Origin of the sequence: Streptomyces sp. CA-249302, assembly GCF_050936785.1 — a bacterium.
GTDB lineage: Bacteria > Actinomycetota > Actinomycetes > Streptomycetales > Streptomycetaceae > Streptomyces.
Window position 1 is genome coordinate 5,644,599 of sequence record NZ_JBNJMG010000001.1, and the last position, 23,745, is coordinate 5,668,343.

Annotated in this window: 25 protein-coding genes and 3 pseudogenes; 18 read left to right on the top strand and 10 right to left on the bottom strand. The window is 72.7% G+C overall.

Annotated features, from left to right (window positions below; all coding sequences use genetic code 11):
- Positions 1–38: 38 nt before the first annotated feature.
- Positions 39–431: pseudogene (locus tag ACQEWB_RS25390) on the top strand (GtrA family protein); the annotation flags it as partial.
- Here ACQEWB_RS25390 and ACQEWB_RS25395 read toward each other — a convergent pair.
- From ACQEWB_RS25395 to ACQEWB_RS25420, 6 genes and pseudogenes are all read right to left on the bottom strand, one after another.
- Positions 414–1,178 (bottom strand): polysaccharide deacetylase family protein, encoded by a 765-nt coding sequence (locus ACQEWB_RS25395; RefSeq protein WP_432844005.1) that lies wholly within the window; start codon positions 1,176–1,178, stop codon positions 414–416. The pseudogene ACQEWB_RS25390 and the gene ACQEWB_RS25395 overlap by 18 nt on opposite strands.
- Positions 1,179–1,253: 75 nt before the next feature.
- The gene (locus ACQEWB_RS25400; RefSeq protein ID WP_432834737.1) at positions 1,254–2,192 is read right to left on the bottom strand and encodes a DUF3592 domain-containing protein; all 939 of its coding nucleotides are present in this window, start codon (positions 2,190–2,192) and stop codon (positions 1,254–1,256) included.
- 12 nt (positions 2,193–2,204) lie between these two features.
- Positions 2,205–3,314: a hypothetical protein gene (locus ACQEWB_RS25405; RefSeq protein ID WP_432834739.1), complete on the bottom strand. Its 1,110-nt coding sequence runs from the start codon at positions 3,312–3,314 to the stop codon at positions 2,205–2,207.
- A 108-nt stretch (positions 3,315–3,422) separates the two neighbouring features.
- Positions 3,423–3,944: a nuclear transport factor 2 family protein gene (locus ACQEWB_RS25410; RefSeq protein ID WP_432834741.1), complete on the bottom strand. Its 522-nt coding sequence runs from the start codon at positions 3,942–3,944 to the stop codon at positions 3,423–3,425.
- A gap of 132 nt (positions 3,945–4,076) precedes the next feature.
- A pseudogene (locus tag ACQEWB_RS25415) lies at positions 4,077–4,193 on the bottom strand (amidohydrolase family protein); the annotation flags it as partial.
- A 37-nt stretch (positions 4,194–4,230) separates the two neighbouring features.
- On the bottom strand, positions 4,231–5,523 hold the full coding sequence (locus tag ACQEWB_RS25420; protein ID WP_432844007.1) for an MFS transporter: 1,293 nt from the start codon (positions 5,521–5,523) through the stop codon (positions 4,231–4,233).
- Between the two features lie 248 nt (positions 5,524–5,771).
- Here ACQEWB_RS25420 and ACQEWB_RS25425 point away from each other — a divergent pair, with 248 nt between their 5' ends.
- The 5 genes from ACQEWB_RS25425 (at position 5,772) to ACQEWB_RS25445 (ending at position 10,656) form a co-directional block, all read left to right on the top strand.
- A complete protein-coding gene (locus ACQEWB_RS25425; RefSeq protein ID WP_432834743.1) occupies positions 5,772–6,443 on the top strand; it encodes a response regulator transcription factor in 672 nt (223 codons plus the stop codon).
- Between the two features lie 18 nt (positions 6,444–6,461).
- Positions 6,462–7,865, top strand: coding sequence for a sensor histidine kinase (locus tag ACQEWB_RS25430; RefSeq protein WP_432834745.1), 1,404 nt, complete (start codon positions 6,462–6,464; stop codon positions 7,863–7,865).
- 172 nt (positions 7,866–8,037) lie between these two features.
- Entirely contained in the window at positions 8,038–9,057 is a 1,020-nt protein-coding gene (locus ACQEWB_RS25435; RefSeq protein WP_432834748.1) for a TAXI family TRAP transporter solute-binding subunit, read from the top strand.
- Between the two features lie 82 nt (positions 9,058–9,139).
- Positions 9,140–9,769 (top strand): RNA polymerase sigma factor, encoded by a 630-nt coding sequence (locus ACQEWB_RS25440; protein ID WP_432834750.1) that lies wholly within the window; start codon positions 9,140–9,142, stop codon positions 9,767–9,769.
- Positions 9,766–10,656 (top strand): CU044_5270 family protein, encoded by an 891-nt coding sequence (locus ACQEWB_RS25445; RefSeq protein WP_432834752.1) that lies wholly within the window; start codon positions 9,766–9,768, stop codon positions 10,654–10,656. Before ACQEWB_RS25440 ends, ACQEWB_RS25445 begins: the two co-directional genes overlap by 4 nt.
- 11 nt (positions 10,657–10,667) lie before the next feature.
- On the opposite strand, the gene ACQEWB_RS25450 is transcribed toward ACQEWB_RS25445, so the two are convergent.
- Entirely contained in the window at positions 10,668–11,327 is a 660-nt protein-coding gene (locus ACQEWB_RS25450) for a response regulator transcription factor (RefSeq protein WP_432834754.1), read from the bottom strand.
- A gap of 28 nt (positions 11,328–11,355) precedes the next feature.
- A complete protein-coding gene (locus ACQEWB_RS25455) occupies positions 11,356–12,642 on the bottom strand; it encodes a sensor histidine kinase (protein ID WP_432834756.1) in 1,287 nt (428 codons plus the stop codon).
- Positions 12,643–12,822: 180 nt separating this feature from the next.
- On the opposite strand from ACQEWB_RS25455, the gene ACQEWB_RS25460 reads away from it, so the two are divergent.
- The 5 genes from ACQEWB_RS25460 (at position 12,823) to ACQEWB_RS25480 (ending at position 17,797) form a co-directional block, all read left to right on the top strand.
- Complete coding sequence (locus ACQEWB_RS25460; protein ID WP_432834758.1) at positions 12,823–13,023, top strand: hypothetical protein; 201 nt, start codon at positions 12,823–12,825, stop codon at positions 13,021–13,023.
- Positions 13,020–13,739: an ABC transporter ATP-binding protein gene (locus tag ACQEWB_RS25465; RefSeq protein ID WP_432834760.1), complete on the top strand. Its 720-nt coding sequence runs from the start codon at positions 13,020–13,022 to the stop codon at positions 13,737–13,739. The genes ACQEWB_RS25460 and ACQEWB_RS25465 overlap by 4 nt, the downstream gene beginning before the upstream one ends.
- A gap of 3 nt (positions 13,740–13,742) precedes the next feature.
- Complete coding sequence (locus tag ACQEWB_RS25470) at positions 13,743–16,292, top strand: FtsX-like permease family protein (protein ID WP_432834763.1); 2,550 nt, start codon at positions 13,743–13,745, stop codon at positions 16,290–16,292.
- 98 nt (positions 16,293–16,390) lie between these two features.
- Entirely contained in the window at positions 16,391–16,864 is a 474-nt protein-coding gene (locus tag ACQEWB_RS25475) for a hypothetical protein (protein WP_432834765.1), read from the top strand.
- A 96-nt stretch (positions 16,865–16,960) separates the two neighbouring features.
- Positions 16,961–17,797 carry a DUF2182 domain-containing protein gene (locus ACQEWB_RS25480; protein ID WP_432834767.1) on the top strand — a complete coding sequence of 279 codons (837 nt, stop codon included), beginning with the start codon at positions 16,961–16,963 and terminating at the stop codon, positions 17,795–17,797.
- 50 nt (positions 17,798–17,847) lie between these two features.
- On the opposite strand, the gene ACQEWB_RS25485 is transcribed toward ACQEWB_RS25480, so the two are convergent.
- Together ACQEWB_RS25485 and arsM are read right to left on the bottom strand one after the other, a co-directional pair.
- The gene (locus ACQEWB_RS25485) at positions 17,848–18,504 is read right to left on the bottom strand and encodes a DUF1326 domain-containing protein (RefSeq protein ID WP_432834769.1); all 657 of its coding nucleotides are present in this window, start codon (positions 18,502–18,504) and stop codon (positions 17,848–17,850) included.
- Positions 18,505–18,649: 145 nt separating this feature from the next.
- Positions 18,650–19,348 (bottom strand): arsenite methyltransferase, encoded by a 699-nt coding sequence (gene arsM, locus ACQEWB_RS25490; RefSeq protein WP_432834771.1) that lies wholly within the window; start codon positions 19,346–19,348, stop codon positions 18,650–18,652.
- A 108-nt stretch (positions 19,349–19,456) separates the two neighbouring features.
- Here arsM and ACQEWB_RS25495 point away from each other — a divergent pair, with 108 nt between their 5' ends.
- From ACQEWB_RS25495 to ACQEWB_RS25525, 7 genes and pseudogenes are all read left to right on the top strand, one after another.
- Positions 19,457–19,837: an ArsR/SmtB family transcription factor gene (locus tag ACQEWB_RS25495; RefSeq protein WP_432834773.1), complete on the top strand. Its 381-nt coding sequence runs from the start codon at positions 19,457–19,459 to the stop codon at positions 19,835–19,837.
- Positions 19,834–20,583: an aquaporin gene (locus tag ACQEWB_RS25500; protein WP_432834775.1), complete on the top strand. Its 750-nt coding sequence runs from the start codon at positions 19,834–19,836 to the stop codon at positions 20,581–20,583. The genes ACQEWB_RS25495 and ACQEWB_RS25500 overlap by 4 nt, the downstream gene beginning before the upstream one ends.
- Positions 20,584–20,624: 41 nt before the next feature.
- Positions 20,625–21,062 carry an arsenate reductase ArsC gene (locus tag ACQEWB_RS25505; protein WP_432834777.1) on the top strand — a complete coding sequence of 146 codons (438 nt, stop codon included), beginning with the start codon at positions 20,625–20,627 and terminating at the stop codon, positions 21,060–21,062.
- A gap of 131 nt (positions 21,063–21,193) precedes the next feature.
- Positions 21,194–21,346, top strand: a pseudogene (locus tag ACQEWB_RS25510) (VapC toxin family PIN domain ribonuclease); the annotation flags it as partial.
- A 190-nt stretch (positions 21,347–21,536) separates the two neighbouring features.
- Positions 21,537–22,262, top strand: a complete 726-nt coding sequence (locus ACQEWB_RS25515; RefSeq protein WP_432834779.1) for a DUF4232 domain-containing protein — start codon at positions 21,537–21,539, stop codon at positions 22,260–22,262.
- Between the two features lie 36 nt (positions 22,263–22,298).
- The gene (locus tag ACQEWB_RS25520) at positions 22,299–22,433 is read left to right on the top strand and encodes a hypothetical protein (protein WP_432834781.1); all 135 of its coding nucleotides are present in this window, start codon (positions 22,299–22,301) and stop codon (positions 22,431–22,433) included.
- A 198-nt stretch (positions 22,434–22,631) separates the two neighbouring features.
- A complete protein-coding gene (locus ACQEWB_RS25525; protein WP_432834783.1) occupies positions 22,632–23,576 on the top strand; it encodes an SGNH/GDSL hydrolase family protein in 945 nt (314 codons plus the stop codon).
- Positions 23,577–23,745: the final 169 nt, after the last annotated feature.

Consider the following 23,745-nt stretch of genomic DNA (forward strand, 5'->3'; position numbering starts at 1 on the left):
TTTCCGTCGTCAGAAACAACGGGGCGAAGGAGCGCGCGATGCGGAAGTTCATACGGTTCGTGCTCCTCGGCGGCGGCGTCGGAGTCCTCGCCGGCCTCGCCGTACCGCTGCTGGCCCTGCTCGTGCCGTGGGCCGTCTCGAACGCGGTCGTCACCGCCGCGTCCACCCTCCTGTGCACCGAACTCCACGCCCGGTACACCTTCGGCAAGGGGCGCGGTGCCGGCCGGCGGGAGCACTGGCAGTCCGCGGGATCCGCCCTCGGCGCCTATCTGGCGACCGGCGCCGCCGTGTACGTCCTGCACCTGGTGCAGTCCTCGCCGGGCCTGCTGACCGAGCAGACCGTCTACCTGAGCGCCTCCGCCCTCGCGGGCATCGGCCGCTTCGTCGTCCTGCGGCTGTACGTCTTCGGCACCTCAGCGCACCGGGAAGCCGAAGGTGTAGCCCTGCTCCTTGAGCCAGGGGAGGACGCGGCGCAGGGCCTCGACGGTCTGGGAGCGGTCGCCGCCCGCGTCGTGGAAGAGGATCGTCGGGCCGCCCGGGAGTTCCTGCTGGACCGTGGCGACGATGGCGTCCACGCCGGGGCGCTCGAAGTCCTTGGAGTCCACGTTCCAGCCCAGCGGGCGCATGCCCCGGGAGGCGGCCAGCTTGCGGCTGTACGGGGTGAACGCGCCGCCGGGCGCCCGGTAGTACATGGGCCGTACGCCTCCCGAGGCCTTGGTGATCATGGCCTCGGCGTCGAGTATCTCCTTCGACTGGTAGGCCTCGGACTTCTTGTCCATGGTGGTGTCGTGCGACACCGAGTGGTCGCACAGCCGGTGCCCGGCCGCGACGACCTGCTTCACCAGGTCCGGGTACTCCTGCGCCTGGGTGCCCACCATGCAGAACGTGGCCTTGACCCCGTACTCCCGCAGCACGGCGAGGACTTGGGGGGTCCAGGTCGGGTCGGGGCCGTCGTCGATGGTGATGTTGACGCCGTGCGCCCCCTTGTCCGAGGCGTGCGCGATGGTGATGTCGACCGGCTTGACGGCCGGCTTGGACGTGGTCACCTTCGGCGAGGAACTGCCCACGGCACCGGCCTGCGCGGTCCACACCGAGGCACCGGCGGCGAGCATCGTCACCCCGAGGGCCGCACCGAGCACCTTGCCGTACCAGCCCCGCCCGCCGCTGTGCCGCGCCATGTCCGTCCTGCTTTCGAGTAGTTCGCACAGATCGTCGATCACCGTGTGACCACCTGGCAGGACGACGGAAGTTGCTCATGGGATCCGTCCGTTACCGATCGCGGACAATTCCGGGGGAGTTCGCGGACAACTCGGCGAGCGGCGGGCGTCAGAGCGCGAGCAGGACCGCCCCCACGACGACCGCCGCCACCCGAGGAGGACGGCCACCACGCCGGCGACGATGTCGAACCTCCGGGAGCGGTGTTCGTCCGCGAGGTCGGGGGAGAAGGTCGTCGGGTCGTCGGGGGCGTAGTGGATCGTGAGGTCCCGGCCGTGGGAGTGGACGGGGTCCGCGAGGCCCGAGTCGCAGTAGGCGAGGACGGCCGTGCCCTCGTGGGTGGTGAAGGCGACGACCGGTGTGTGGCTGGTGAAGGTGTCGCCGTCCGCGTCGGTGCTGACGTCCTTGAGCACGGCGACGACCTTGCCCGGGACCGGGGCCACGGCGGAGAGCGTGGCGATACGGCGGCTCATCTGCCGTGCGTTCTCGGGAACGTAGATCACGCCGAGGACGGACCAGGGAACGCCGGCGCCGATCAGGGCCCACGGCCAGCCCCACTCGATCGCGGCGCCGGTCACCAGACCGACGTAGACCAGGAGGACCGCGCAGTTCGGCCGCCCGAGTCCGTGCCGGCCCGCGGAGAGGTCGTCGGTGAACCGGAAGGCGTGCGGTCGGCCGCGCGGGTAGAGGATGCCGATCTCCCGGCCGGTCCATGCCTTGGTGACCTTGTCGCCGCGGTCACCGTCGTTGGTCACGGTGAACTCCTCCCCGGTGGCCGGGTCGCGGAAGGAGACCACCACGGCTATCCCGTCCTTCTGGGAGCTCCCGTGCCGGGGCTCCCGGACCCGCTCGACCCGCCCCAGGACCCGCACCGTCCGCTGCGCCCGGGTCACCCCGGCCAGCGACAGCCCGTACCCGACCAGCGCCAACGCGGCGAACACCCCACACCACAGCGCCAGATACACGTGCCAGCCCATGCGCCTCGCTCCTCAGCCTGCCGGGATCCGTCGTACGACCTTGCCCTCGCCGTCCGCCTCCAGCGCGGCCGTGCCCTGCGGGCCGGTCACGCCGACCCTGACCGTGAGCGAGCCGGAGAGATGCTCGGCGGTGATCTGCCAGCTCCCCGGGGAGCCGGCACCGAGGGTGGTCCTGGCCTCCTGGACCAGGGCGGGGAAGCGTTCGTAGGGCAGGGAGGCCGGGTCGAAGCCGGCGACTTGGGTGCCGGTGGGGGCGAACACGACCGACAGCACACGGTCTTGTACTACGAGGGTGAGCGCCTCGCCCGTGCCCGTGCCTGCGCCCTTCGTCTTGTCCTTGGTCAACGAGTCGATGGCCCGGCGCAGTTCGCCCTTGTCGAGGAACGACTGGCCGGGGCCGAGGGTGACCGTGCCGGACGCCGACGACACGACGGTCGTCGACGACCTGGAGGAGACGGAGGGCCCGGCGGAGGCGGGCGGCCGCGCGGTGCTGTCCTGGTCGAACAGGTCGGCGCGGAACAGCAGGATCACGGCGGCGGCACCGAGCAGCAGGCCCAGCAGCGTGAGGAAGCCGGGGGCGCAGCCCTCGGGGGAATCGTCGGTCATGGCCGGTCCGGGCGCCGAGTCGAGTCGGGCCCCGGCCGCCCGCTCCTCCCACTCCGGCGTCGGCCGCTTCACGATCCGCACCCGCCACGGCCGGTCCGGCGGGTACTGCACCACCACGATCCCGCGCGGCCGGTAGTCGGGCAGGTCGACGATGTTGATGTCCTGCCGGAACTCGACGCGGAACGCCGACGCGTCGTCCGGCGCGACGGTGACCTCGAACCGCACCGGAACGTCGCTCGACTCGCCGCCGACGGCCTCCCGGCTCTCGATCATCGCGAGGGCCGTGCGGGGTACGACGGCCCGCTCCCGGGCCCGCCGCGGCGCACCGGCGAGGAAGAAGAGCAGGCCGTGGACCGCGGGCAGCACCAGGCCCGTGACGAACAGCGGCACGCTCTCGACGACGGTGCCGACGACGAGCGCGGCGAGCGAGGTCCCGATCACACCGCCGGTCAGAAACCCCCGGGCGAGGCCAACGGGGGTGCTGCGCACGGGCGGTGCGACCGGGGTGATCGTCATATGGGCGATTGTGTCCGCCCCGGGGACAACCGGAAGATCTCCGAGTGATCTTCCGATCGGTCTTCCGGGTGGGCTTCCGGTTCATCTTCCGGGTGGGCTTCCGCGGGTTCAGGACGCGAAGAGCGGATACGACAGGTCGGTGGCGTCGCGGGTGCCCCAGCGGGCGAGGTCGGGGCCCGGGGAGCGGTCGGCGTGCCGGGCCTCGTGGAACATGTCGCCGACGTAGTCGCGGTGGTCGATCGCCCAGCGCCCCGCGCGCAGGGACCAGCGGTCGAGATAGCGGCCGCGGTGGACCTGGTCGGTGACGAAACCGTCCTCCGGCGCGGTCTGGAGCCACACCGCGACGTAGGTCTCGCTGGTGGCCGTCCCCGAGGGCAGGTCCAGCCGGATCAACTCGTTGGCCACCAGGTGCGAGTGGCTGCGGAAGCCGGCGTGGAAGGCCCACACGAAGTCGAGGAAACCGGCGGCGCCGCCCCGGTGTCCGGGGCCGTAGTCGGCGGTCCCGTCGGCATGCCAGACGGAGTCGGCCAGCGCGCGGTCCATGCGGTCGAGCCCGCGGCTGTAGGAGTGCAGCACGTCCCTGATGGCGTCCTTGGCCAGCAGGGCGGCGAGTTGGTCTTCGACGGCCACCCGCACCCTCTCCTCTCGGACATGAATCGGACGTGAATCGGACGCCAAGACGACGCACGGCTGCTCAAACTAGCCACGGGACGACGGGCTCCCGCACCGCCGTCCCGGTCAACGGAAGCCTCTCCGGTCCTTCTGGCGGTAGACGCAGGTGTCGAAGCAGACGTTGCTCAGGACGTACCGCGGGGTCGGGAAGTCGGCGAACAGGTCGCCCTGGACGAGCTGCATGAACGCGGTGGTGTCGGCGTTGAGGTTCAGGGCCACCGCGCCGAACTCCTCGACTCGATGATCACTTCGCCATCGCCTCCTGGACCCGGTCCGCCTTCCCGGGCTGGAAGAACACGGCGTCCCGCGTCTCGCGCATGGTGATGTACACGATCAGGGAGACCGCCGAGCACGCGGTGACGTACCAGTAGAAGCCGGACTCCATGCCCGCGTCCTTGAACCACAGCGCCACGTACTCGGCGGTGCCGCCGAACAGGGCGTTGGCGATCGCGTAGGGCAGCGCCACCCCGAGGGCGCGCACATGGGCCGGGAACATCTCCGCCTTCACCACCCCGCTGATCGAGGTGTAGCCGGTGATGATGACCAGCCCGGTCAGCATGAGCGCGAAGGCCCCGCCGGCGGTCGTGACGTTGCCGAGGGAGGTCATGAGCGGCACGGTGCCGAAGACCGCGCCGATCGCGAAGGCGATGAGCAGCGGGCGGCGGCCCACCCGGTCGGAGAGCGCACCGGCCAGCGGCTGGATCAGCATCATGACCGCGATGGCGGCGAAGCTGACCAGCGCCGCGTCGGTCCTGCTCAGGCCCGCCGTGTTGGAGAGGTACTTGGTCATGTACGTCGAGTACGTGTAGTCGCACAGCGTGCCGCCCATGCTGAACGCGATGATCAGCAGGAACTCCCGCTTGTACTCGAGCAGTCCGCGCAGCGTGCCGCGCTTGGCGCGCACGGAGCCGTCGGCCTCGTCGTCCAGCTCCTCGTACGCCTCGGTCTCCAGCAGGTTGCGGCGCAGCCAGAAGATGCCCGCCGCGCCGACCGCCCCGACGACGAACGGGATGCGCCAGCCCCAGGAGGAGAGCGTCGCCTCGGACATGGAGTGCTGGAGGACGATCTGGATGGCGAGGCCGACGAGCTGGCCCAGCTTCATCGACACCATCTGGAAGCTGGAGAAGAAGCCGCGCCGGCCGGGCGCCGAGGCCTCGGTCAGATAGGTGGCGCTGGCCGCGTACTCGCCGCCCACCGACAGGCCCTGGAGCAGCCGTGCGATCAGCAGGACCGCGGCGCCGAAGTAGCCGACCTGGTCGTACGTCGGCGCGATCGCGATCAGGATCGCGCTCAGCGACATCAGCGTCACGGTGGTGGTGAGCGCGGACTTACGGCCCTTGCGGTCGCCGATCCGGCCGAGCAGCCAGCCGCCGACCGGCCGCATGAAGAAGCCGACCGCGAAGATGCCCGCGGTGCGCAGCAGCTGTGCGGTGGAGTTCCCCTCGGGGAAGAACGCCGAGGCGAAGTAGACGGAGAAGGTCGAGTAGACGAACCAGTCGTACCACTCGATCATGTTGCCGACCGAGCCGCCGATCATCGCCTTCCACGGGCTGCGGGCGGCGGGGGCGGGGAGTGTGGGTGTCGTGGCCACAGCGAGTCCTTCCTCTGGGTCGCGTACGTCGCGTACGTCGCTCGGATCGCCTGGATCGCTGTAGCGTCGCCGCGCCCGTCCGGCGGACCGGGACTCCCGGACGCAGAACTAACCGCTCCTTAACATCGGCGCCACCCCGCTTGCCCCGAGATTGTTCACAGAATCGTTCACAGGATTGGCTGGATACTGGGGCCGTGCACATTCTGCTGGCCGAGGACGACGACGGGGTGGCGGCGGCCCTCGTCGAGGTCCTGTACGACCACGGACACCTCACCCGGCGCGTCCGGCGCGGCCGGGACGTGCTCACCTACCACCGCAGCGCCGACCTGCTCCTTCTCGACCTCGGCCTGCCCGACGCCGACGGCCTGGACGTGCTGCGCACGCTGCGGACGGTGAGCGGCATGTCCGTGGTGGTCCTCACCGCGCGCGGCGACGAGCGCTCGGTCGTCCGGGGCCTGCGGCTCGGTGCCGACGACTACCTGGTCAAGCCGGTACGGCTGGCCGAGCTGCTGGCCCGCATCGACGCCGTGACCCGGCGGGCGGCGGCCGTTCCGGACAGCCCGGCCGCACGCACGGTGCGGGCCGGTGACGTGGAGGTGGACCTCGACGCGCACCGGGTCCGGGTCGGCGGGGCGGAGGTCGAGCTGACCGCCAAGGAGTTCGCCGTACTCGCCGCGCTGGCGGGCCGGGCCGGTACGGCGGTCAGCCGCCAGCAGCTCCTGGACGAGGTGTGGGGCGACGCCTTCCACGCCGTGTCCCGCTCCCTGGACGTCCATCTCACCCAGCTGCGCGCCAAGCTGGGCCGGCCCGAACTGCTCACCACGATCCGCGGCTTCGGCTACCGCTTCGGGGACCGAGGGGAGTGAGAGGCGTGGGGGCGCGGCATGCGTAACCGGGTACAGGCCGCGCTGCTCGCCTTCGCCGTGCTCGCGGTGGCCGCGTTCGCCGTACCCCTGCTGCTGTTCACCGCGTCCGACCGCACCCAGCAGCTGGTCCTCGGCCGCAGCGCCGACCTCGACCGCTTCGCGTCCCTCATGGACCAGGCCGCGGCGACCGGCGACACGTCGGCGATCACGGCCGAGGCGCGCCGCTACACCCTGCTGTACGGGGAGGCGCTCGTCGTCACGGACGCCCGCCGCACGCCCGTCGTCGAGACCGGCGGCATGCGGGCCGCGGACCCGGCCGTCGCCCGCCTCGTCGACGCGGCCCTGCGCAACGCGACCACCAAGCCGGGCGGCACGCTCCAGCCCTGGTCGCACGGGTACGCGATGTTCGCGGAACCCGCGGGCACGGGGACCCAGGTGTCCGGGGCGGTGGTGCTGCGGGCCTCGGTACGAGTCGCGGCACACGACGTCGCCCGGCGCTGGGCGGTGGTCCTCGCGGGTACGGCTCTGGTGGCGCTGGCCTGCACGGTCCTCGCCCGCGCGGCCACCCATTGGGTGGTACGTCCGCTACGTCACCTCGACCGCGCGGTCGGGCAGCTCGCCGCGGGGCTGCCGCCGGAGCAGACCCGGGCCGGGGGCCCACCGGAACTCCGTCAACTGGCCGCCGGCTTCAACCGCATGGCCCGTACGGTCACGGCCGCCCTGGAGCAGCAGCGCCGGCTCGTCGCCGACACCTCCCACCAGATGCGCAACCCGATGGCCGCGCTCCGGCTGCGCGTCGACGCCCTGCACACCCACCTCGCGCCCTCCGCCGACCGCACCTACACGGGCGTGACCACCGAACTCGACCGCCTGGAAACCCTGTTGGACGACATGCTCGCCCTCGCCACCGCCGAACACCGGGCTGGGGAACTCGCCGTCACCGACGCAACGGACGCCCACTGCGACGCGGCGGCGGTCGCCCGCGCCCAGCACCACTTGTGGGAACCCCTCGCCCACCACGCGGGCGCCCGCCTCACCACCCGTGCCACCACCCCGGTCCCCGTCGCCTGCACGGACCGCGAACTCGCCCAGATCACGGACATCCTCCTGGACAACGCCATCAAGTACGCAGGCCGCAACGCCGAGATCACCCTCACCTGCACGACGGAAGGCCGGAGTGCGGTCCTCACGGTGACGGACAACGGCCCCGGCCTGAAGGCGGAGGAACTCACCCGGGCCACAACGAGGTTCTGGCGCGCGGACGGCCGGACGGGGGCGACGGGTACGGGGCTGGGACTCGCCATCGCGGAACAGCTGCTGGCGGGGCGCGGGGGGCGGCTGGAGCTGGCGGTGGCGGAGCCGCGGGGGTTGCGGGCGCGGGCGTTGCTGCCCCGGGGGCTGGTGGACGGGGGTGTGCGGTGAGTCGGGGGGTGGTGGGTCGGCGTGCGGTGAGCTGGTGTGCGGCGGGTCGGCGGGTCCGCAAGTGGTGTGCGGCGGGTCGGCGTGTGGCGGGTCGGCGGGTCCGCAAGTGGTGTGCGGCGGGTCGGCGTGTGGCGGGTCGGCGGGTCCGCAAGTGGTGTGCGGTGGGCGGGACATGACCCACCTGCCCGCGCCGCCCTTGCCGCTGCCCGACCGCCGTACCGCCCTGCGTGCCCTGGTCGGCGCGGCAGCCGTCGGTGGTCTTGGCGGTGTGCTCGCCGGGGACGCCTCGCGGCGGAGTCCCGGGGTGCTGAGCGGTGTGCTGCGGCTGGCGACCGGTGAACCCGAGGGACTGCACGCCGCGTTCGGGCATCTCCTCGCGGCCGAACTCGAAGCGGAGTACCCCCGACTGCGCTGCCGAGTCCTCACCACCGCGGCCAGCGTCGCCAACATCGAGCTGCTGCGTGACCACCACGCCGAGCTCGCGCTCACCCTCACCGACACCGCGCGGGCCGCCGCCGAGGGCAGCGACCCCTTCCCGGACCCGGTGCCGCTCCGGGCGATCGGCCGGGTCTACGAGACGTACCTCCAGTTCGCCGTACGCTCCGACCTGCCCGTGCGTGCCGTGTCCGACCTCGCCGGTCACACGGTCTGGCTCGGCGCGACCGGCTCGGGCGGGGCGGTCCTCGGCGAGCGGATCCTGCGCGCCGCGGGCCTCACCCCCGGCGACGACGTCCAGGTACGCCACCTCCAGATGGACGCCGTGGCCCAGGCCGTGCGGTCGGGTGCCGTGGAGGCGGTGCTGGTCGTGGGCGGCGTACCCATTCCGGCCCTCTCGGAGCTGGACGACTCACCCGGCCTGCGTTTCCTCCCGCTGGCGGGCCTGCTGCCCCGCCTCGGCGGCCGGGTGGGGCTGGCCGGTTCGGGCCTGTCGGAGGTACGGCTGCCGGCGGGCGCGTACCGGGCGGCGGGCGGCGTCGCCACCATCGGCGTCTCCAACCTCCTGGTGTGCCGCCCCGACCTCCCCCGCCGCCTGGCCGACGTCCTCACCCGCGTCCTGGTCCGCCACGCCACCGCCCTCGTCCCCGCCCACGCGGTCGGCACCCGGTTCCTCGACGTCGGCAGCCTGATCGGCACGGGCAGCATCGCGCTGCACGCCGGGGCGGTGGCGGCGTACCGCTCGCTGCACGGCTGAACCCGGCGGCGGTCGGTGAGACCGGCGTACAGATGTGAGCCCCGTCATAGAGACGAGGCCCGCCGGGCGGACAGGGTCAGTCGTGGAACTTTCCCTGCGTGAGCGGATACGGGCCGGTGACCCGGAAGCCTTCGCCGAGTTGTTCGGGGCGCACGCCCGTGCCGTGTACGGTCATGCCGCCCGGCTGACCGGGGACGCGGGCACCGCGGAGGACGTGGTGTCCCTGACCTTTCTGGAGGCCTGGCGGCTGCGGGACAGGGTGCGGCCGGAGGGGGACTCCCCGGCGCCCGAGGGCGACAGCCTGCGGCCCTGGCTCTACGGCATCGCCTCCAACGTCCTGCGCAACACCCGTCGGGCCGCCCGTCGGCACAGCGCCGCGCTGGCCCGGATCCCCGGACGCCCCGTGGACCGCGACACCGTGCCCGATTTCGCGGACGCACTCGTCGGCCGTATGGAGGACGCCGAACGGCTCGCCGCCGCCCGCACCGCCCTCGGCCGGCTCCGCGGCGCCGAGCGCGAGGTGTTCGCCCTGTGCGTGTGGTCGGGGCTGAGTTACGAGGCCGCGGGCGAGGCGCTCGGCGTACCGGCCAGCACCGTACGGTCCCGGCTCTCCCGGGCCAGACAGCGGCTGCGGCGCCTGGCGGAGGCGGAGTTGGCGGCCCGGGGCGGCCACCGCGAGACGGTCCGGTCGACACAGGAGGGGAACCGATGAATCCCGAAGAGCGCGAAGAGCTGGCCCTGCTGCTGCCGAGCCCGGGCGAGCCGGTCCTGGCCGACGACCGTCATGACGTGCTGAAGGACCACCTGATGCGCGAACTCACCGCCCCGCGAAGGGCGTCACCGCGCCGCCGGTTCGCCGTGATCGCCGTACCCGTCGCCGCGGCCGTCGTGATCGCTGCCGTCGTCGTCGGCACCAAGGGCTCCGGGACCGCCACCACCGACCCGGAGGCGGTGGACCTCCTGAACCGCATCGCTGCCGTCGCCGCCACCAGGAAGGCCGTTTCCGTCCGCGACGACCAGTACCTCTACGTGCGTACCGAGGGCTTCATGAAGTTCTCGGACCAGGACGTCCGGACCCTGCGCGAGTCCAGTTGGACCGCCGTCGACGGCAAACGCCTGGGACTGCGCCGGATCACGGTGCTGAACGGGCCGCCGTTCCGGCCCCGGGACCCTTTCTCCTCGTACTCCAGAGGCACGCACGAGATGCGGCTGAACCCCGACCCGAACGTCACCACCTTCCGTGAGCTGGAGGCCCTGCCCACCGATCCGGACGCGCTGCTGCGGAAGATCTACGGCGACACGAAGGACGACAGGGGCCAGGCGCTGGAGAGGATCGGCGACCTGCTCGCCGACGCCACCCTCCTCCCCGAGCTGGACGCCGCGCTCTACCGGGCCGCGGCGAAGGTCCCGGGCGTCTCGGTCGTCGCCAACGCCGAGGACTACGCGGGTCGTTCGGGCGTTGGCCTGGCCTTCAAGGGCAGCGAGGGCCGCGAGGTGTGGGTCTTCGGCAAGGCGGATCTCACCTACCTGGGCTCCGGGACGGAAGCACTGCTCGACGTCGGGGTCGCGGACAAGGCCGGTGTGACACCGCCCGGTTGATCCTGATCCGCTCACGCCAGTCGCCGCAGGTCCTCCAGATAGCGCAGGACCGCCGCCACCCGGCGGTCCACCTGGTCCGCCGGGGACAGGTCGAGCTTGGCGAAGATGCTGCGGATGTGTTTGTGGACGGCGCCCTCGGTGACGACGAGCCGTTCGGCGATCGCCGTGTTGCCCAACCCCTCGGCCATCAGGGCGAGTACGTCCCGTTCGCGCGGGCTCAGCCGGTCGAGGCGGGTGTCCTGGCGGGAGCGGGTGAAGAGCTGCGCGACGACCTCGGGGTCGATGGCGGTGCCGCCGGCCGCCACCCGGTGCAGGGCGTCCAGGAACTCCTCGACCCGGCCGACCCGTTCCTTGAGCAGATAGCCGAGGCCGCCGACACCGCCGCCGAGCAGCTCGGTGGCGAAGCTCTGCTCGACGTACGCGGAGAGGACCAGGACGGCCAGTTCGGGGCGGCGGCGCCGGGCCTCGACCGCCGCGACGATCCCCTCGTCGGTGTGCGTCGGCGGCATCCGTACGTCGAGGATCGCCACGTCCGGCTTGTGCTCGTCGATCGCGGCCAGCGCCTCCTCGGGGGTGCCCGCCGTGGCCACCACGTCGAGGGACTCGGCGCGCAGCAGCAGGGCGAGCCCCTCGCGCAGCAAGGGGTCGTCCTCGGCGATCACAATGCGCATGGCGCCATCCGTATCCGTATCCGTACGGTCATGATCCACAGGGCAGGTCCACCTTCAGGGTCGTCGGGCCGCCGGGCGGGCTGGCCAGGGAGAGCGTGCCGTCGAGCGCGGCGACACGGCGGCGGATGCCGGTGAGCCCGGAACCGCCGTCCGGGTCGGCGCCGCCCCGCCCGTCGTCCTCGACGCTCAGCAGAAGACGGCCGCCGCGGCTGCGGGCCGTGACGGTCGCCTGCCGGGCGCCGCTGTGCTTGGCGATGTTGGTCAGGGCCTCGGCGACGACGAAGTAGGCGGTCGCCTCGACGGACGCGGCACAGCGTTCGGGCACGTCGACGTCGACCCGGCACGGCACCGCGCAGTTCACGGCCAGACCGGACAGGGCCCCGGCGAGTCCGCGGTCGGCGAGCACCGGGGGCAGGATGCTCCGGGAGACCGTGCGCAACTCCGCGAGGGCCTGTTCGGCGGCCGACTGGGCGCGCTCCAGGAGCTCGTCGGCGCCGGCCGGATCGCGCGCGACCATGCGGCGGGCGGCGCCGAGCAGCACGGTCACGGAGACGATCCGGTTCTGCGTGCCGTCGTGCAACGAGCGCTCGATGCGCCGCAGTTCGGTGGCGTGCGCGTCGAGTGCGGCGGCGCGGGTGGCGGTGAGTTCGGCGATACGGAGGGACAGGTCCGTCTCCTGTCCGGCCGCGAGGAGTTCGCGTCCCGGGCGGGCCTGGAGCCGCGCCATGCCGGGGCCGAGCCCGAGGACGATGAGGATCCAGCCCAGGCCGAGCAGGGCCACGGCGAGCGCGTCCGGCCAGGAGTGCGCGACGCCGACGCCCACGGAGGTGGCGGTCGTGTCCGTGGGCGCGAACTTCCAGTACAGCGGGAAGGCGCTGTCGCGCACGGCGGAGAGCGGCAGCAGGACGCCGAGCAGGCCCAGCAGGAGGCCCAGGGTGGCGTGTCGGACCAGCCAGCGCAGTTCGCGTCGGGTGACGGGGTCGACGAGGGCGGCCCGCAGCCGCGTCGGCGGCGGCTGCGGGGCGATGACCTCGGGTCCCCAGCGGCCGAGCCGGGCACGCTCCCGGCCGGCGAGGGCGTGCAGCGCGCGCAGGAACGCGGGCGCCATGAGCAGGCCCACGCCGACCGCGCCGGTCACGGCGGCGACGGCCAGCCAGAGCAGCAAGGCCAGGGCCAGGAAGGCGGTGCCGAGCCCGGAGGCGAGCTCCCCGACCGCGGTGCCGGCGGCGCGCAGGGTCCGAACGACGGTCTCCCCGAGACCCGCACGCCGGTCGTCGGCCGGGTCGTCGGCCGGGGGGTTGCGCTGGACGGCCATGCGCCCTCCCTTCGTCGCGAAGGACCTTATGCCGCACGCCGGTTGACCGTCAGCGCCGGGCCCGGAATGACAGCCGGAAGTACAGCCTGCTGTACCCCGAACCGGGCGGCCTGCGGGATCGGCCGAGGGGGTGCCGATCCATAGCGTCGGTGACGACAGCAGACCTCGGGAGGAACCCCCGTGCAGAACACCGAATCGCCCGCCCTGACCCGCGGGGACGTCGCCCGCGCCCTGCTCTGGATCCTGGTGGTGCTCAGCGCCGTGGCCAACATGGCGGCCTCCTACGGCCAGGCGGACACCTGGGTGCACCTGGCCTGCGGCGCGGTCACCGTGCTGTGCGGCGGCACCCTCGTCGTACGCAACCTGCGGGGCCGTCGATGAGCCCCGCCATCGCCCTGGACCGGGTCGCCAAGGAGTACGCCGGTGGCGTCCGCGCCCTCGACGAGGTGTCGCTGACCGTGGAACGCGGCACGTTCCTCGCCGTGATGGGACCGTCGGGCTCCGGCAAGAGCACGCTGATGCACTGCGCCGCCGGGCTCGACTCCCCGACCTCGGGCAGCGTCCGTATCGACGGCCACGAGATCGCCGGCCTGAACGAGACCCGCCGCACCGAACTGCGCCGGGAACGCGTCGGGTTCGTGTTCCAGGCGTACAACCTGATCCCCTCGCTCAGCATCGAGGACAACATCACCCTGCCCCTGCGGCTCGCGGGCCGCACCCCGGACCACGACTGGCTGCGCACCCTGGTGGAACGCGTCGGCCTCACCGACCGGCTCACCCACCGCCCGGCCGAACTCTCCGGCGGGCAGCAGCAACGGGCCGCCGTCGTACGGGCGTTGGTGGCCAGACCCGCCGTCGTGTTCGCCGACGAACCGACCGGGGCGCTCGACCTGCGCAGCGCCCACGAGGTACTCGACCTGCTCCGGGACCTGGTCGACGACCTCGGGCAGACCGTCGTGATGGTCACCCACGACCCGGCCGCCGCGGCCCGCGCACACCGCGTCCTGGTCATGGCCGACGGCCGGGTCGTCGAGGCCCTCGACACGCCGACCGCCCCCGAACTCGCCCGCCGTCTCGTCGCGTTGGGAGAGGTGTGAGCCGTGCTGCGTCTCGCGATACAGATGGTCCGCCACCGCATCACCGCACTGGTCGCCGTGGCCTGCGCGGTCCTCGGCGGAGCGGCCCTCGTCACCGGCACCGGCGTGCTCGCCGAGTCCGGCCTGCGCTCCCACCTGCCCGCCGGCCGCCTCGCCGGAGCGGACGTCGTGGTCGCCGCCGACCAGGAGTACCACCCACCCGGCGACCTGCCGATCGCGCTCCCGGAACGCCGTACGGTCCCGGCCCGGCTGGCCGCCGAACTGGCCGACCTGCCCGGCGTCACCGCCACGGTCGGCGACCTCGCCTTCCCCGCCGCACTCGTCGACGCCCACGGACGGGCCGTACCGACCGCGGACCCCCGGACGGCCGGACACGGCTGGTCCTCGACCAAGCTGCTGGCCGGTCCGCACATCGAGGGCCGGGCGCCGACGGGTTCCGGCGAGATCGCCGTGGACCGCGCCACCGCGGTCGCAGCCGGCATCGAGGTCGGCGACCGGGTCCAGGTCGTCGCCGACGCCCGCCCCGCCGCCGGGTATCGCGTCTCCGCCGTCGTCGACGCGCCGGGCGCCGGTGTCCTCTTCGCCGATACGACGGCGGTACGGCTGTCCGGTCGCGGTGACCGCGTCGACCTCGTCGGCCTGCGGGCCGCACCCGGTGCCGGGGAACGGGTCGCCGCCGAAGTCCGTACGAAGCTGGCGGGCACCGGTCTTCGGACGGTCACCGGCGCGGGACGCGGGGACCTGGTGTCCCCCGGAGCGGGCGCGTCCCGGTCCCTCCTGATCCTGCTGGCCGGTTCCCTCGCCGGGATCGTCCTGCTGATCACCGGGTTCGTGATGGCGAGCGCGCTGGCCGTGTCGATCGCCGGGCAGCGCCGCGACCTGGCGCTGATGCGGGCCGTCGGCGCAACTCCGAAGCAGATCAGGCGACTTGCCGCCGGGCAGTCGACCGTCGTCGCGGCCGTGGCGCTCGTACCGGGTGTGGGGCTGGGGTATCTGCTGGCCGGGCAGTTCCGCCGGCTGCTGGCCGACCGGGGTGTCGTACCGTCCGAACTCCCCCTCACCATCAGCCCGTTGCCCGCCCTCGCGACGGTCCTCCTGCTGGCCCTGGTCGTGCAGATCTCGGCCCGCGGCTCGGCCTGGCGCACCTCGCGCATGCCGGCCACCGAGGCGGTCGCCGAATCCCGCAGCGAGCCGCGCGACCCGTCGCGGACCCGGACCCGTATCGGCCTGCTGGTCATCCTCGCCGCGACCACCATGTCGGCCCTGCCGCTCTTCTCCCGCACGGTCATCGGCGCGAGCGCCACCTCCATCGCGGGCATCCTCGGGGCGATCGGCCTCGCCCTGTCCGGACCGGCTCTGGTCCGGGCCGTCGGGAACGCGGCGGCCCGGCGCACCCTCCCCCACGCTCGGCTTCGCTCGCGCGGGGGAGGCTCCGCCGCGACCTGGCTGGCGATGGCCAACGTCCGCGCCTACGCCCTGCGCAACGCGGGCATCGTCTCCACGCTGGCCATGGCGGTCGTGTTCGTGCTGACGTACACCCTGACCCAGACCACCGTGCTGGCCGCCACCGCCGACGACACCCGCACCGGCACCCTCGCCCAGCAGCGGCTGAGCGCACCCGGCCTGGGCGGACTGCCCGCCGGCACGCTCACGGACGTACGCGGGACGGCCGGGGTACGGGCGGCGGCTCCCGTCGGCTCGACCACGGTGGTGTGGCCGTACAGACAGTTCGGCGAGACGGAGACCGATTCCGGCTCCGCGATGATCCTCACCCCGGACGCCTCCGACGTCCTCGACCTCGACGTGCGGGACGGCAGCCTGGACCGCCTCACCGGCGCCACGATCGCGGTCAGCAGCGAGGTCGCCCGCTCGCGTTCCGCGGAAGTCGGTCACCGGGTGAGCCTCGTCCTCGGCGACGGCGCGAAGGTGACGGCCAGGGTGGTCGCCGTCTACGCCCGCGGTCTCGGCTTCGGCACGGTGGTGCTCTCCCACGACCTGGCGGCCGGCCACACCACGACGGGGCTCGACCAGAGCATCCTGATCCGCACGGACGGTTCGCCGACGGCCCGGCAGGCCCTGAGCACCCTCGCCGCGTCCCATCCCGGCCTGGCGCTGGAGGAGGCGACCCCCAAGGCCGCCGACGGCCTGCGGAACGCCCCGCCGGAGGTGTGGATCAACCTGGCCACCATCGTGGTGCTGCTCGTCTACCTGCTGCTCAGTATCGCCAACAAGCTGGTAGCCGCCACGGCCCAGCGCCGGGTCGAACTCGGGGCCCTGCGCCTCAACGGCACCACACCCCGCCAGATCCGCGCGATGATGCGCCGCGAGGCAGCGGTGACCGCCGCCACCGCGCTCACCACGTCCGTCCTGCTCTCCGCTCCGCCCCTCGCCCTCCTGGGCCAGGGCTTCCTCGACCACCCCTGGCCCGCGGGCCCCGTCTGGCTCCTCCCCGCCCTCGCCCTCACGGTCACCGCGACGGCCTTCCTCACCATCGAACTCCCCACCCGCCAGGCGCTGCGCACCCCACCGGCGGACGCCATCCGGGCGCAGTGACTGGAAGACCGTTCTCATGGGGCTCACAGGGGACGCTCAGACCGTGAAGGGACGATGGCGTTCTCGCCCGCTCCGGGCGCCGACCAGGAGACCGCCTCATGACCGTCCTCGAACTCCCGCCCCGTGCCGGCGTGCCCACCAGTGGCGCGTCCGTCATGGACGAGCGGAGCCGGCGGCGGATCGGCCGGGGTCTCGTCGTCTGCGGCCTCGCCCTGCTGCCCTGGCTGGTCGTGCTGGTCACGGGCTTCGCGGACGTCGTCAACTCCGCCCAGGAATCCCTGACCTGGGTCGGACTGGACAGCCTGGAGGCCGTCGGCCTGGTCGCCACGGGGCTGTTGTTCCTGCGGCGCGACCCCCGGCACACCCTCGCGGCCTCGGCGACCGCCGTGCTCCTGCTCGCCGACGCCTGGTTCGACACGACGACGGCGGCGACGGGCGGCGACCTCGTGTCGGCCCTGGCCATGGCGGTCGGCGCGGAACTCCCGCTCGCGGCCCTGTGCGCGGTCCTGACGCTCAGGGGGCTTCCAGGCGCGCCGGTCCGCCCCATCGGCGGCCCGCTCAACGGCGGTTGAGCCCGCGTTCCACGACGGGCGTTCCACGGCAGACCCCCGGGTAGCGTCGCCGGGTGATGCGTGCTGTGCTGGAAGGAGTCGCAGGAGTACACGCCGATGCGTCACAGCCGGACTTCCGCCTTCGCGTCCGCCCGGTCGCCAGCGCCGACCGGAGCGGGTGGCGGGCTGCTGCCGGCCCGGGATCTCGCGGCCGCCTGGTTCCTGATCGTCCTGATCGCGGTCCCCGCCTGGGCGCTGACCATCGGGCAGGCCCGGGACATGGGGGTCGAGCCCGGCACGATGGGGATGGCGCTCCCGCTCTTCCTGCTGCTGTGGGTGACGATGATGGCGGCCATGATGCTGCCGTCCATGGCGCCGGTGGCCATCACCTGGGCGCGGGGCATCGGCCGGCAGTCCTCCGGCTGGACCCGGACCGTGCGCACCGTCGAGTTCGTCGGCGGGTATCTGCTGGTGTGGACCGCCTTCGGACTGCTCGCCTACGCGGCCCTGGCCCTCACCGGGAACCTGGTGGACGACCGTCCGACCGCGGGACGCTGGATCGGCGCGGCGGCCTTCCTGCTCGCGGGCCTGTACCAGCTCGGCCCCCTCAAGTACGTCTGCCTGCGGCACTGCCGCGACCCCATGAGCCACCTGGTGCGTTACGCCGGGTTCCGGCCGCCGGCCCGTGACCTGCGGGTCGGCATCCACCACGGCGCCTACTGCGTCGGCTGCTGCGCGGGACTGATGGTCGTCCTGATCCCGCTCGGCGTGATGAACGTTGCCGCGATGGCCGCACTGGCCGTGGTGATCTTCGTCGAGAAGCTCTGGTCCCACGGCCCGCTGCTCGGCCGGGCCGTGGGCATCGCGTTCCTCGTGCTGGCCGCGCTGACGCCGTTCCAGGACTGGCTGCTGCCGGGGCTGCAGGGGTCGATGCCGGCGATGGGCGGCATGTGAGGCGGCGCTGCCTGGCGCCCCTTCCCGGCGGCTCTTCCCGGCGGCCCTTCCTAGTCGGGCCCGCTCCAGTCGAAGGGGAAGTGCTTGCTGGACTTCCCCGAGCGTTCCCAGGAGAAGCCGAACGCGTCCGCGCGGTCCGTGGTGGCCCGTCCCCAGGTGGCGACCTGGCCGGGGCCGACCTCGGCGCCCGGGGCGTTGAGGACCTGGACGCGGGCGCCGTCCGGCGTGGTCGGGCCGGTGAGCGCCTCCGCGGCGGCCGTGACCCGGCCGGGCACCTCGGCCCGCCAGCCGCCGAGGTCCTCGTCGATCTCGACGTGGACGGGCGCGAAGTCCATGCCGCGCATCTCGGGGTGGAACATCTCCCCGAACTCCGCCGGCCAGCCGCCCGCCTCACCGCCGAAGATCGCCCCGAGCGCACCCCGCTGCCGCTCGTCGGCGCGCTCGTCGAGGAAGACCGCGGCGTACGGGTCGGTGTGCGTGCCGGCCCACGGGTTCCCGACGAAGGAGCCGAGCATCAGGACGTTGAGACCGTCCAGCCGTACGTCGCCGTAACTCCCCTCCCGGATGTGCCAGACCAGCACGCCTTCGCAGTCGCCGTAGGTCGGGGGCTGCGCAAACGTGCAGGGGCACGGGATGGCGCACTTGCACACGTCGAACCAGTCACCGGTCAGGCGCCAGCGCGTACCGGTGGTGACCTGCTCTGTCATCGCGCTTCCCTCCTGCCGGGCCCGGAAGGGCCCACTCGGAGTGACGAGACCGCGAGACGGCGAGACCCGGGCTCGCACCCGGGACGGGCGAGCGGCCTCCCTCCCAGCTTGCACCTCCCGCCCCGGCAGCGGAACCGGAGGCCCCTCAGGCAGTCCCCGCCTGCCCGGGGGACGCTGGCTTGGTGGCACGGACGGTGGCCGAGTGCATGCCGTCGGCGACGGAGTGCGTGGGGATCACCTCGACGTCGGTGAATCCGGCCGCCTCCAGACCCTCCCGGTACTCGGCGAAGGACAGCGCGCCGGCGATGCAGCCGACGTAGTCACCGCGTTCCGCGCGCTGCCCGGGAGTGAGGGTGTCGTCGGCGACGATGTCCGAGACGCCGATACGGCCGCCGGGCCTGAGGACGCGGTAGGTCTCGGCGAAGACGGCGGGCTTGTCGACGGACAGGTTGATCACGCAGTTGGAGATGACGACGTCGACGGTGCCGGCGGGGAGGGGGACGGCCTCGATGGTCCCCTTGAGGAACTCGACGTTCGTCGCGCCGGCCTTCCGCGCGTTGGCCAGGGCGAGTTCGAGCATCTCGTCGGTCATGTCGAGGCCGTACGCCTTCCCGGTGGGGCCGACGCGGCGGGCGGAGAGCAGGACGTCGAGGCCGGCGCCGGAGCCCAGGTCGAGGACGCGCTCGCCCTCGCGGAGTTCGGCCACGGCGGTGGGGTTGCCGCAGCCGAGGGAGGCGGTGGCCGGTTCGCCGCAGCAGGCGGTGCCGCCCTGGGCGATCTCGCGGGCTGCGGCGGCGTACCGCCGGCGAACGGTTTCGCGTAGCTCTGTGGACTGCTCGCTCATCACTTGACTCCTGGGTGAAGGGGCATTGTTGTGCTGCCTGGAACTGGCTGTATTGGAGTCTGTCGATGCAATCTTGCGCCTTGTATCGATAGACGTCAACATAGAGGTATGTCGAAACAAGAGCTCGAGGTGCTCGGCCAGGACGCCGAGGCGGCCTGCTGCCCCGGTGTGGCCGCGGCGCCCCTCGACGACGAGCGGGCGGCGGAGCTGGCCAAGGTCTTCAAGGCCCTGGGCGACCCGGTCCGGCTGCGGCTGCTGTCGATGATCGCCTCGCGCGGCGAGGGCGGCGAGGTGTGCGTCTGTGAGCTGACCCCGGCCTTCGAGCTGTCCCAGCCGACGATCTCCCACCACCTCAAGCTGCTGCGCCAGGCCGGCCTCATCGACTGCGAGCGCCGCGGCACCTGGGTCTACTACTGGGCGCTCCCCGCGGCCCTCGACCAGCTCGCCGGCTTCCTCAAGCCGTCGGCGGCCGTCGGAGCTCCCGCGTGAGCGCCTCGCTGGGCCGGCGCGCGCTGGCCGAGGCGGTGGGGTCGGCGGCGCTGGTCGCGGTGGTGGTCGGCTCGGGCATCCAGGCCACCGAACTCTCACGGGACGTCGGCGTCCAACTGCTCGCCAACTCCCTGGCCACCGTCTTCGGCCTGGGCGTGCTCATCGTGCTGCTCGGGCCCGTCTCCGGCGCCCACTTCAACCCGGCGGTGACGCTGGCGGCCTGGTTCACCGGCCGCCGCGCAGGCGATGGGCCGACCGCGCGGGACGTGGCCGCGTACGTCTCTGCCCAGATCGCGGGAGCGGTGGCCGGTGCGGTCCTGGCCGACGCCATGTTCGGCGAGCCGCTGGTCCGGTGGTCCACGCACGACCGCTCGGCCGGTCACCTGTTGCTGGGCGAGGTCGTCGCCACCGCCGGTCTGATCCTCCTGATCCTCGGCCTGGGCCGGGTCGGCCGCGCCCAGCTCGCCCCGGTCGCGGTGGCGTCGTACATCGGGGCGGCGTACTGGTTCACGTCCTCGACCTCGTTCGCGAACCCGGCGGTGACGATCGGCCGTGCCTTCACGGACACGTTCGCCGGTATCGCGCCCGGCTCGGTCGCTCCGTTCGTGGCCGCACAGGTTCTCGGCGCGGTGGTCGGACTGGCGCTGGTGGCAGCGCTGTTCGGACGACCGGCGGCCGCACGGGACGAGACCCCGGCCACGCAAGCCGAGTCCGAACCGGCCGCCCCCGTCCCGGCCGTCCCCTGATCCACCGTCCCCTGATCCACCGTCCAGGAAAAGACATCACCATGAGCAGCACGCCCGCCGCAGGCCGCCCCTCCGTCCCCTCCGTCCTCTTCGTCTGCGTCCACAACGCCGGCCGCTCCCAGATGGCCGCCGCCTTCCTCACCCACCTCGCCCCGGACGCGGTGGAGGTCCGCTCGGCCGGCTCGGCCCCCGCCGCCACGGTCAACCCCGCCGTCGTCGAGGCGATGCACGAGGCGGGTATCGACATCTCCGCCGAGACCCCGAAGATCCTGACCGTCGAGGCCGTCCGGACGTCCGACGTCGTGATCACCATGGGCTGCGGCGACAGCTGCCCGGTCTTCCCCGGCAAGACGTACCTGGACTGGAAGCTGGACGACCCGGCCGGGCAGGGCGTCGACGCCGTACGCCCCATCCGCGACGAGATCGAGAACCGCGTCCGCACCCTGCTCACCGACCTGGGCGTGACACCCGACGCGTGACGGCGCCGGCACCGTCTGGCGGACGGTGAGGGCGACGTCCCCCGGCCGCCGGCGGTGGCGTACGACGTGTTCGGGCTCGGTTCTCGGCGAGGGTCTGCTGCCAGGCGTGCCGCGGAGACTCGAAGAGCTGCGCGCTGGACCTCGCCGACGCGGTGAACGTGGCACTCGCCGCGGACTACGACACGGACGCGATCCTCGCCCTCGACCGACGCGACTTCCGTGCCGTACGCCCGTTGGGCCACCACAAGGCATTCCGGGTCCTGCCCGACGGCCTGCCGCTCTGACACGCCCTCGCTTCCACTCCCGCGTCCCATCCGCCCGTTCCAGGCCCCTCGTGTTCGCCCTGGTCAGAGGCCGTTTCGGTGTTCCAGTGTCCCCAACACCCGGCTGGACGTGGTGGTTGGGACGGATCGCCCCACAAGCTTCGGTCATCCAGTCAGCACCGCCACCCGAACACCGAAGGGGCTCGTCAACATGTCCAAGTTCCGTACCTCCCGCACCCGTCTCGTCGCCGCCGCCGCGACCACCGTTCTCGCCGCGCTGTCCCTGACCGCGTGCAACGACGGAACGGGCACCAACGACGAGGGCGCGGCGGCGAGCGCGTCCATCAGCTCTTCGTCCGACGCGACAGCGACCCCGACCCCGAGTGCCGGTTCCACGGCCACGGCTTCCACGGGCTCCTCGGGCGGCACGTCCACCGCCGGGTCCACCACCGCCGGTTCGAAGCCCGGCGGCGGCGCCTCCGCGTCGCAGGCGGCCGGCTCGGCGGAGAAGACGGTCACCTGCGAGGGGTCCAACACCAAGACGGTCGCCGCCCCGTTGACCCGGCCGGTGAATCACATGCTGCTGACGGTGACCAACACCGGCAGCAAGACCTGCTTCCTGTACGGCTACCCGGCCGTCCAGTTCACCGATGCCCAGGCCGAGCCGCCGGTGATCGCCGAGTCGCAGCCCCAGGCGGTCGTCACCCTGGAGCCGGGTCAGTCCGGGTACGCGGCGATCAGTCTGTCCGCCACCGACGGCAGCGCGGAGGGCGGTTACACCGCGAAGTCGCTGAACGTCTGGTTCTCGGGCCGCTCCATGAGCGGGAGCGTCGGCCAGGCCGCCCACCCGTCGCTGCCCGCCAAGGGCGTCTACATCGACGACTCGATCAAGGTCACCTACTGGCAGCAGGAGATGAGCGACGCCACCAACTGGTGACACCCACCTCACGACCCTGGAAGGCAGGCAACCACCATGCGCAGCAGCACTCGCAGGATCTCCCGCTTCGTCACCGCCTACCTCGGCGCGGCCTTCCAGGTCATCGTCCTGGGCACCACGGGCCACGCGGCGGCGGAGGCGGGGGTTCTCCGCCGCGGCCACGCGGTCTGAAAGACCATCTCGCTCCGGATGTCCAGGTCCTGTCACGCAATGGCCATCACCTGGTCTCACCAGGAGCCACATGCGTCACCGCGTGCTCTTCTTCAACAGCGCCGGAGCGGACCACACCTCATGAACCACGACGACAGAAGTCACGAAGACAGAAGTCACGAAGACAGAAGTCACGAAGACAGAAGTCAGGAGAAGCCTGTGGCAGCGGACAAGACCCGACGGAACGCCCTGATGGCCTGCGCGGCCCTGGTGGTCGGTGCCCTCACCCTCACGGCCTGCGGCGGGAGCGCCACGGCGGACGGCGGCGACAGCGGGCGGTCGAAGGCCCGACTGGGCCTGGCCGCCGACTCGGTGACCACGAAGAGCGCGGCGGCGGGGACCGCCTCGGTCACGGCCGCCGGGCTCGACTACGTCGCGATGGGCAGCTCGTTCGCCGCGGGTCCGAGCATTCCGCCGGTGCAGGCCGGCAGCGGGGCCGCCGCGTGCATGCGGTCGAGCAACAACTACGCGAGCATCGTCGCCCGCGACACCGGGGCGAAGCTCACGGACGTCACCTGCAGCGGCGCCACGACGGCCAACATCCTCACCACCAACCAGGGTTCGCAGCCGCCGCAGATCAACGCCGTGACCAGCGCGACCGACCTGGTCACGATCACCATCGGCGGCAACGACGTCAACTACCTGGGCAGCATGGTCACGTACTCCTGCCAGAACAGCGGTGGCACCAACTGCGGCACCGTGGACCGGACGGCGATGAACAACGCCCTCGGTGCGGTGACCCAGCGGATCGAGAACGTCGTGAACGCCGTCCACGCCAGGGCCCCGCAGGCCCGCGTCCTCCTGGTGAGCTACTCCACCCTGCTGCCCGACACCGGCGGCTGCGACGGCGTACCGCTCACCGCCGACCAGCGGATATTCGAGCGCACCGTCGCCACCCGCCTGTCGCAGGCCGGTATCGACGCCGCGAACGCCACGGGGGCGACCCTGGTCCGCATGGCCACCGCCAGCCACGGCCACGACGCCTGCGCGGCCGTCCCGTGGGTGGAGAAGTACAAGCCGGCCTCGGGCCGCACCTCGTACCACCCGAACGAGGCCGGCATGAAGGCCGCCGCCTCTCTGGTGGAATCCGCGCTCAACAGCTGAGTGGCCGAACACCCCCGCCCTGCCCGCGACTTCACCGAGTCCGCGGGCAGGGCGCACGTATGCCCGCGGCGGTGGGCGGGCGGTCGTCCGTGTGAGCTGATCCGGGACATGAAGGGGCCGTCGAGACTTCCGGGATCATGCAGTGCGCGGCCGTTGCCGCGGTGTCACC

What these genes read in the sequence shown, in the direction of transcription:
- ACQEWB_RS25515 (WP_432834779.1), top strand. Translation starts at nt 21,537, where the DNA reads ATGTCCAAGTTCCGTACCTCCCGCACCCGTCTCGTCGCCGCCGCCGCG.
- ACQEWB_RS25400 (WP_432834737.1), bottom strand. Translation starts at nt 2,192, where the DNA reads ATGGGCTGGCACGTGTATCTGGCGCTGTGGTGTGGGGTGTTCGCCGCG.
- arsM (WP_432834771.1), bottom strand. Translation starts at nt 19,348, where the DNA reads ATGAGCGAGCAGTCCACAGAGCTACGCGAAACCGTTCGCCGGCGGTAC.
- ACQEWB_RS25395 (WP_432844005.1), bottom strand. Translation starts at nt 1,178, where the DNA reads ATGGCGCGGCACAGCGGCGGGCGGGGCTGGTACGGCAAGGTGCTCGGT.
- ACQEWB_RS25520 (WP_432834781.1), top strand. Translation starts at nt 22,299, where the DNA reads ATGCGCAGCAGCACTCGCAGGATCTCCCGCTTCGTCACCGCCTACCTC.
- ACQEWB_RS25445 (WP_432834752.1), top strand. Translation starts at nt 9,766, where the DNA reads ATGAATCCCGAAGAGCGCGAAGAGCTGGCCCTGCTGCTGCCGAGCCCG.
- ACQEWB_RS25405 (WP_432834739.1), bottom strand. Translation starts at nt 3,314, where the DNA reads ATGACGATCACCCCGGTCGCACCGCCCGTGCGCAGCACCCCCGTTGGC.
- ACQEWB_RS25475 (WP_432834765.1), top strand. Translation starts at nt 16,391, where the DNA reads ATGACCGTCCTCGAACTCCCGCCCCGTGCCGGCGTGCCCACCAGTGGC.
- ACQEWB_RS25480 (WP_432834767.1), top strand. Translation starts at nt 16,961, where the DNA reads ATGCGTCACAGCCGGACTTCCGCCTTCGCGTCCGCCCGGTCGCCAGCG.
- ACQEWB_RS25465 (WP_432834760.1), top strand. Translation starts at nt 13,020, where the DNA reads ATGAGCCCCGCCATCGCCCTGGACCGGGTCGCCAAGGAGTACGCCGGT.
- ACQEWB_RS25455 (WP_432834756.1), bottom strand. Translation starts at nt 12,642, where the DNA reads ATGGCCGTCCAGCGCAACCCCCCGGCCGACGACCCGGCCGACGACCGG.
- ACQEWB_RS25450 (WP_432834754.1), bottom strand. Translation starts at nt 11,327, where the DNA reads ATGCGCATTGTGATCGCCGAGGACGACCCCTTGCTGCGCGAGGGGCTC.
- ACQEWB_RS25435 (WP_432834748.1), top strand. Translation starts at nt 8,038, where the DNA reads ATGACCCACCTGCCCGCGCCGCCCTTGCCGCTGCCCGACCGCCGTACC.
- ACQEWB_RS25485 (WP_432834769.1), bottom strand. Translation starts at nt 18,504, where the DNA reads ATGACAGAGCAGGTCACCACCGGTACGCGCTGGCGCCTGACCGGTGAC.
- ACQEWB_RS25505 (WP_432834777.1), top strand. Translation starts at nt 20,625, where the DNA reads ATGAGCAGCACGCCCGCCGCAGGCCGCCCCTCCGTCCCCTCCGTCCTC.
- ACQEWB_RS25420 (WP_432844007.1), bottom strand. Translation starts at nt 5,523, where the DNA reads ATGATCGGCGGCTCGGTCGGCAACATGATCGAGTGGTACGACTGGTTC.
- ACQEWB_RS25495 (WP_432834773.1), top strand. Translation starts at nt 19,457, where the DNA reads ATGTCGAAACAAGAGCTCGAGGTGCTCGGCCAGGACGCCGAGGCGGCC.
- ACQEWB_RS25430 (WP_432834745.1), top strand. Translation starts at nt 6,462, where the DNA reads ATGCGTAACCGGGTACAGGCCGCGCTGCTCGCCTTCGCCGTGCTCGCG.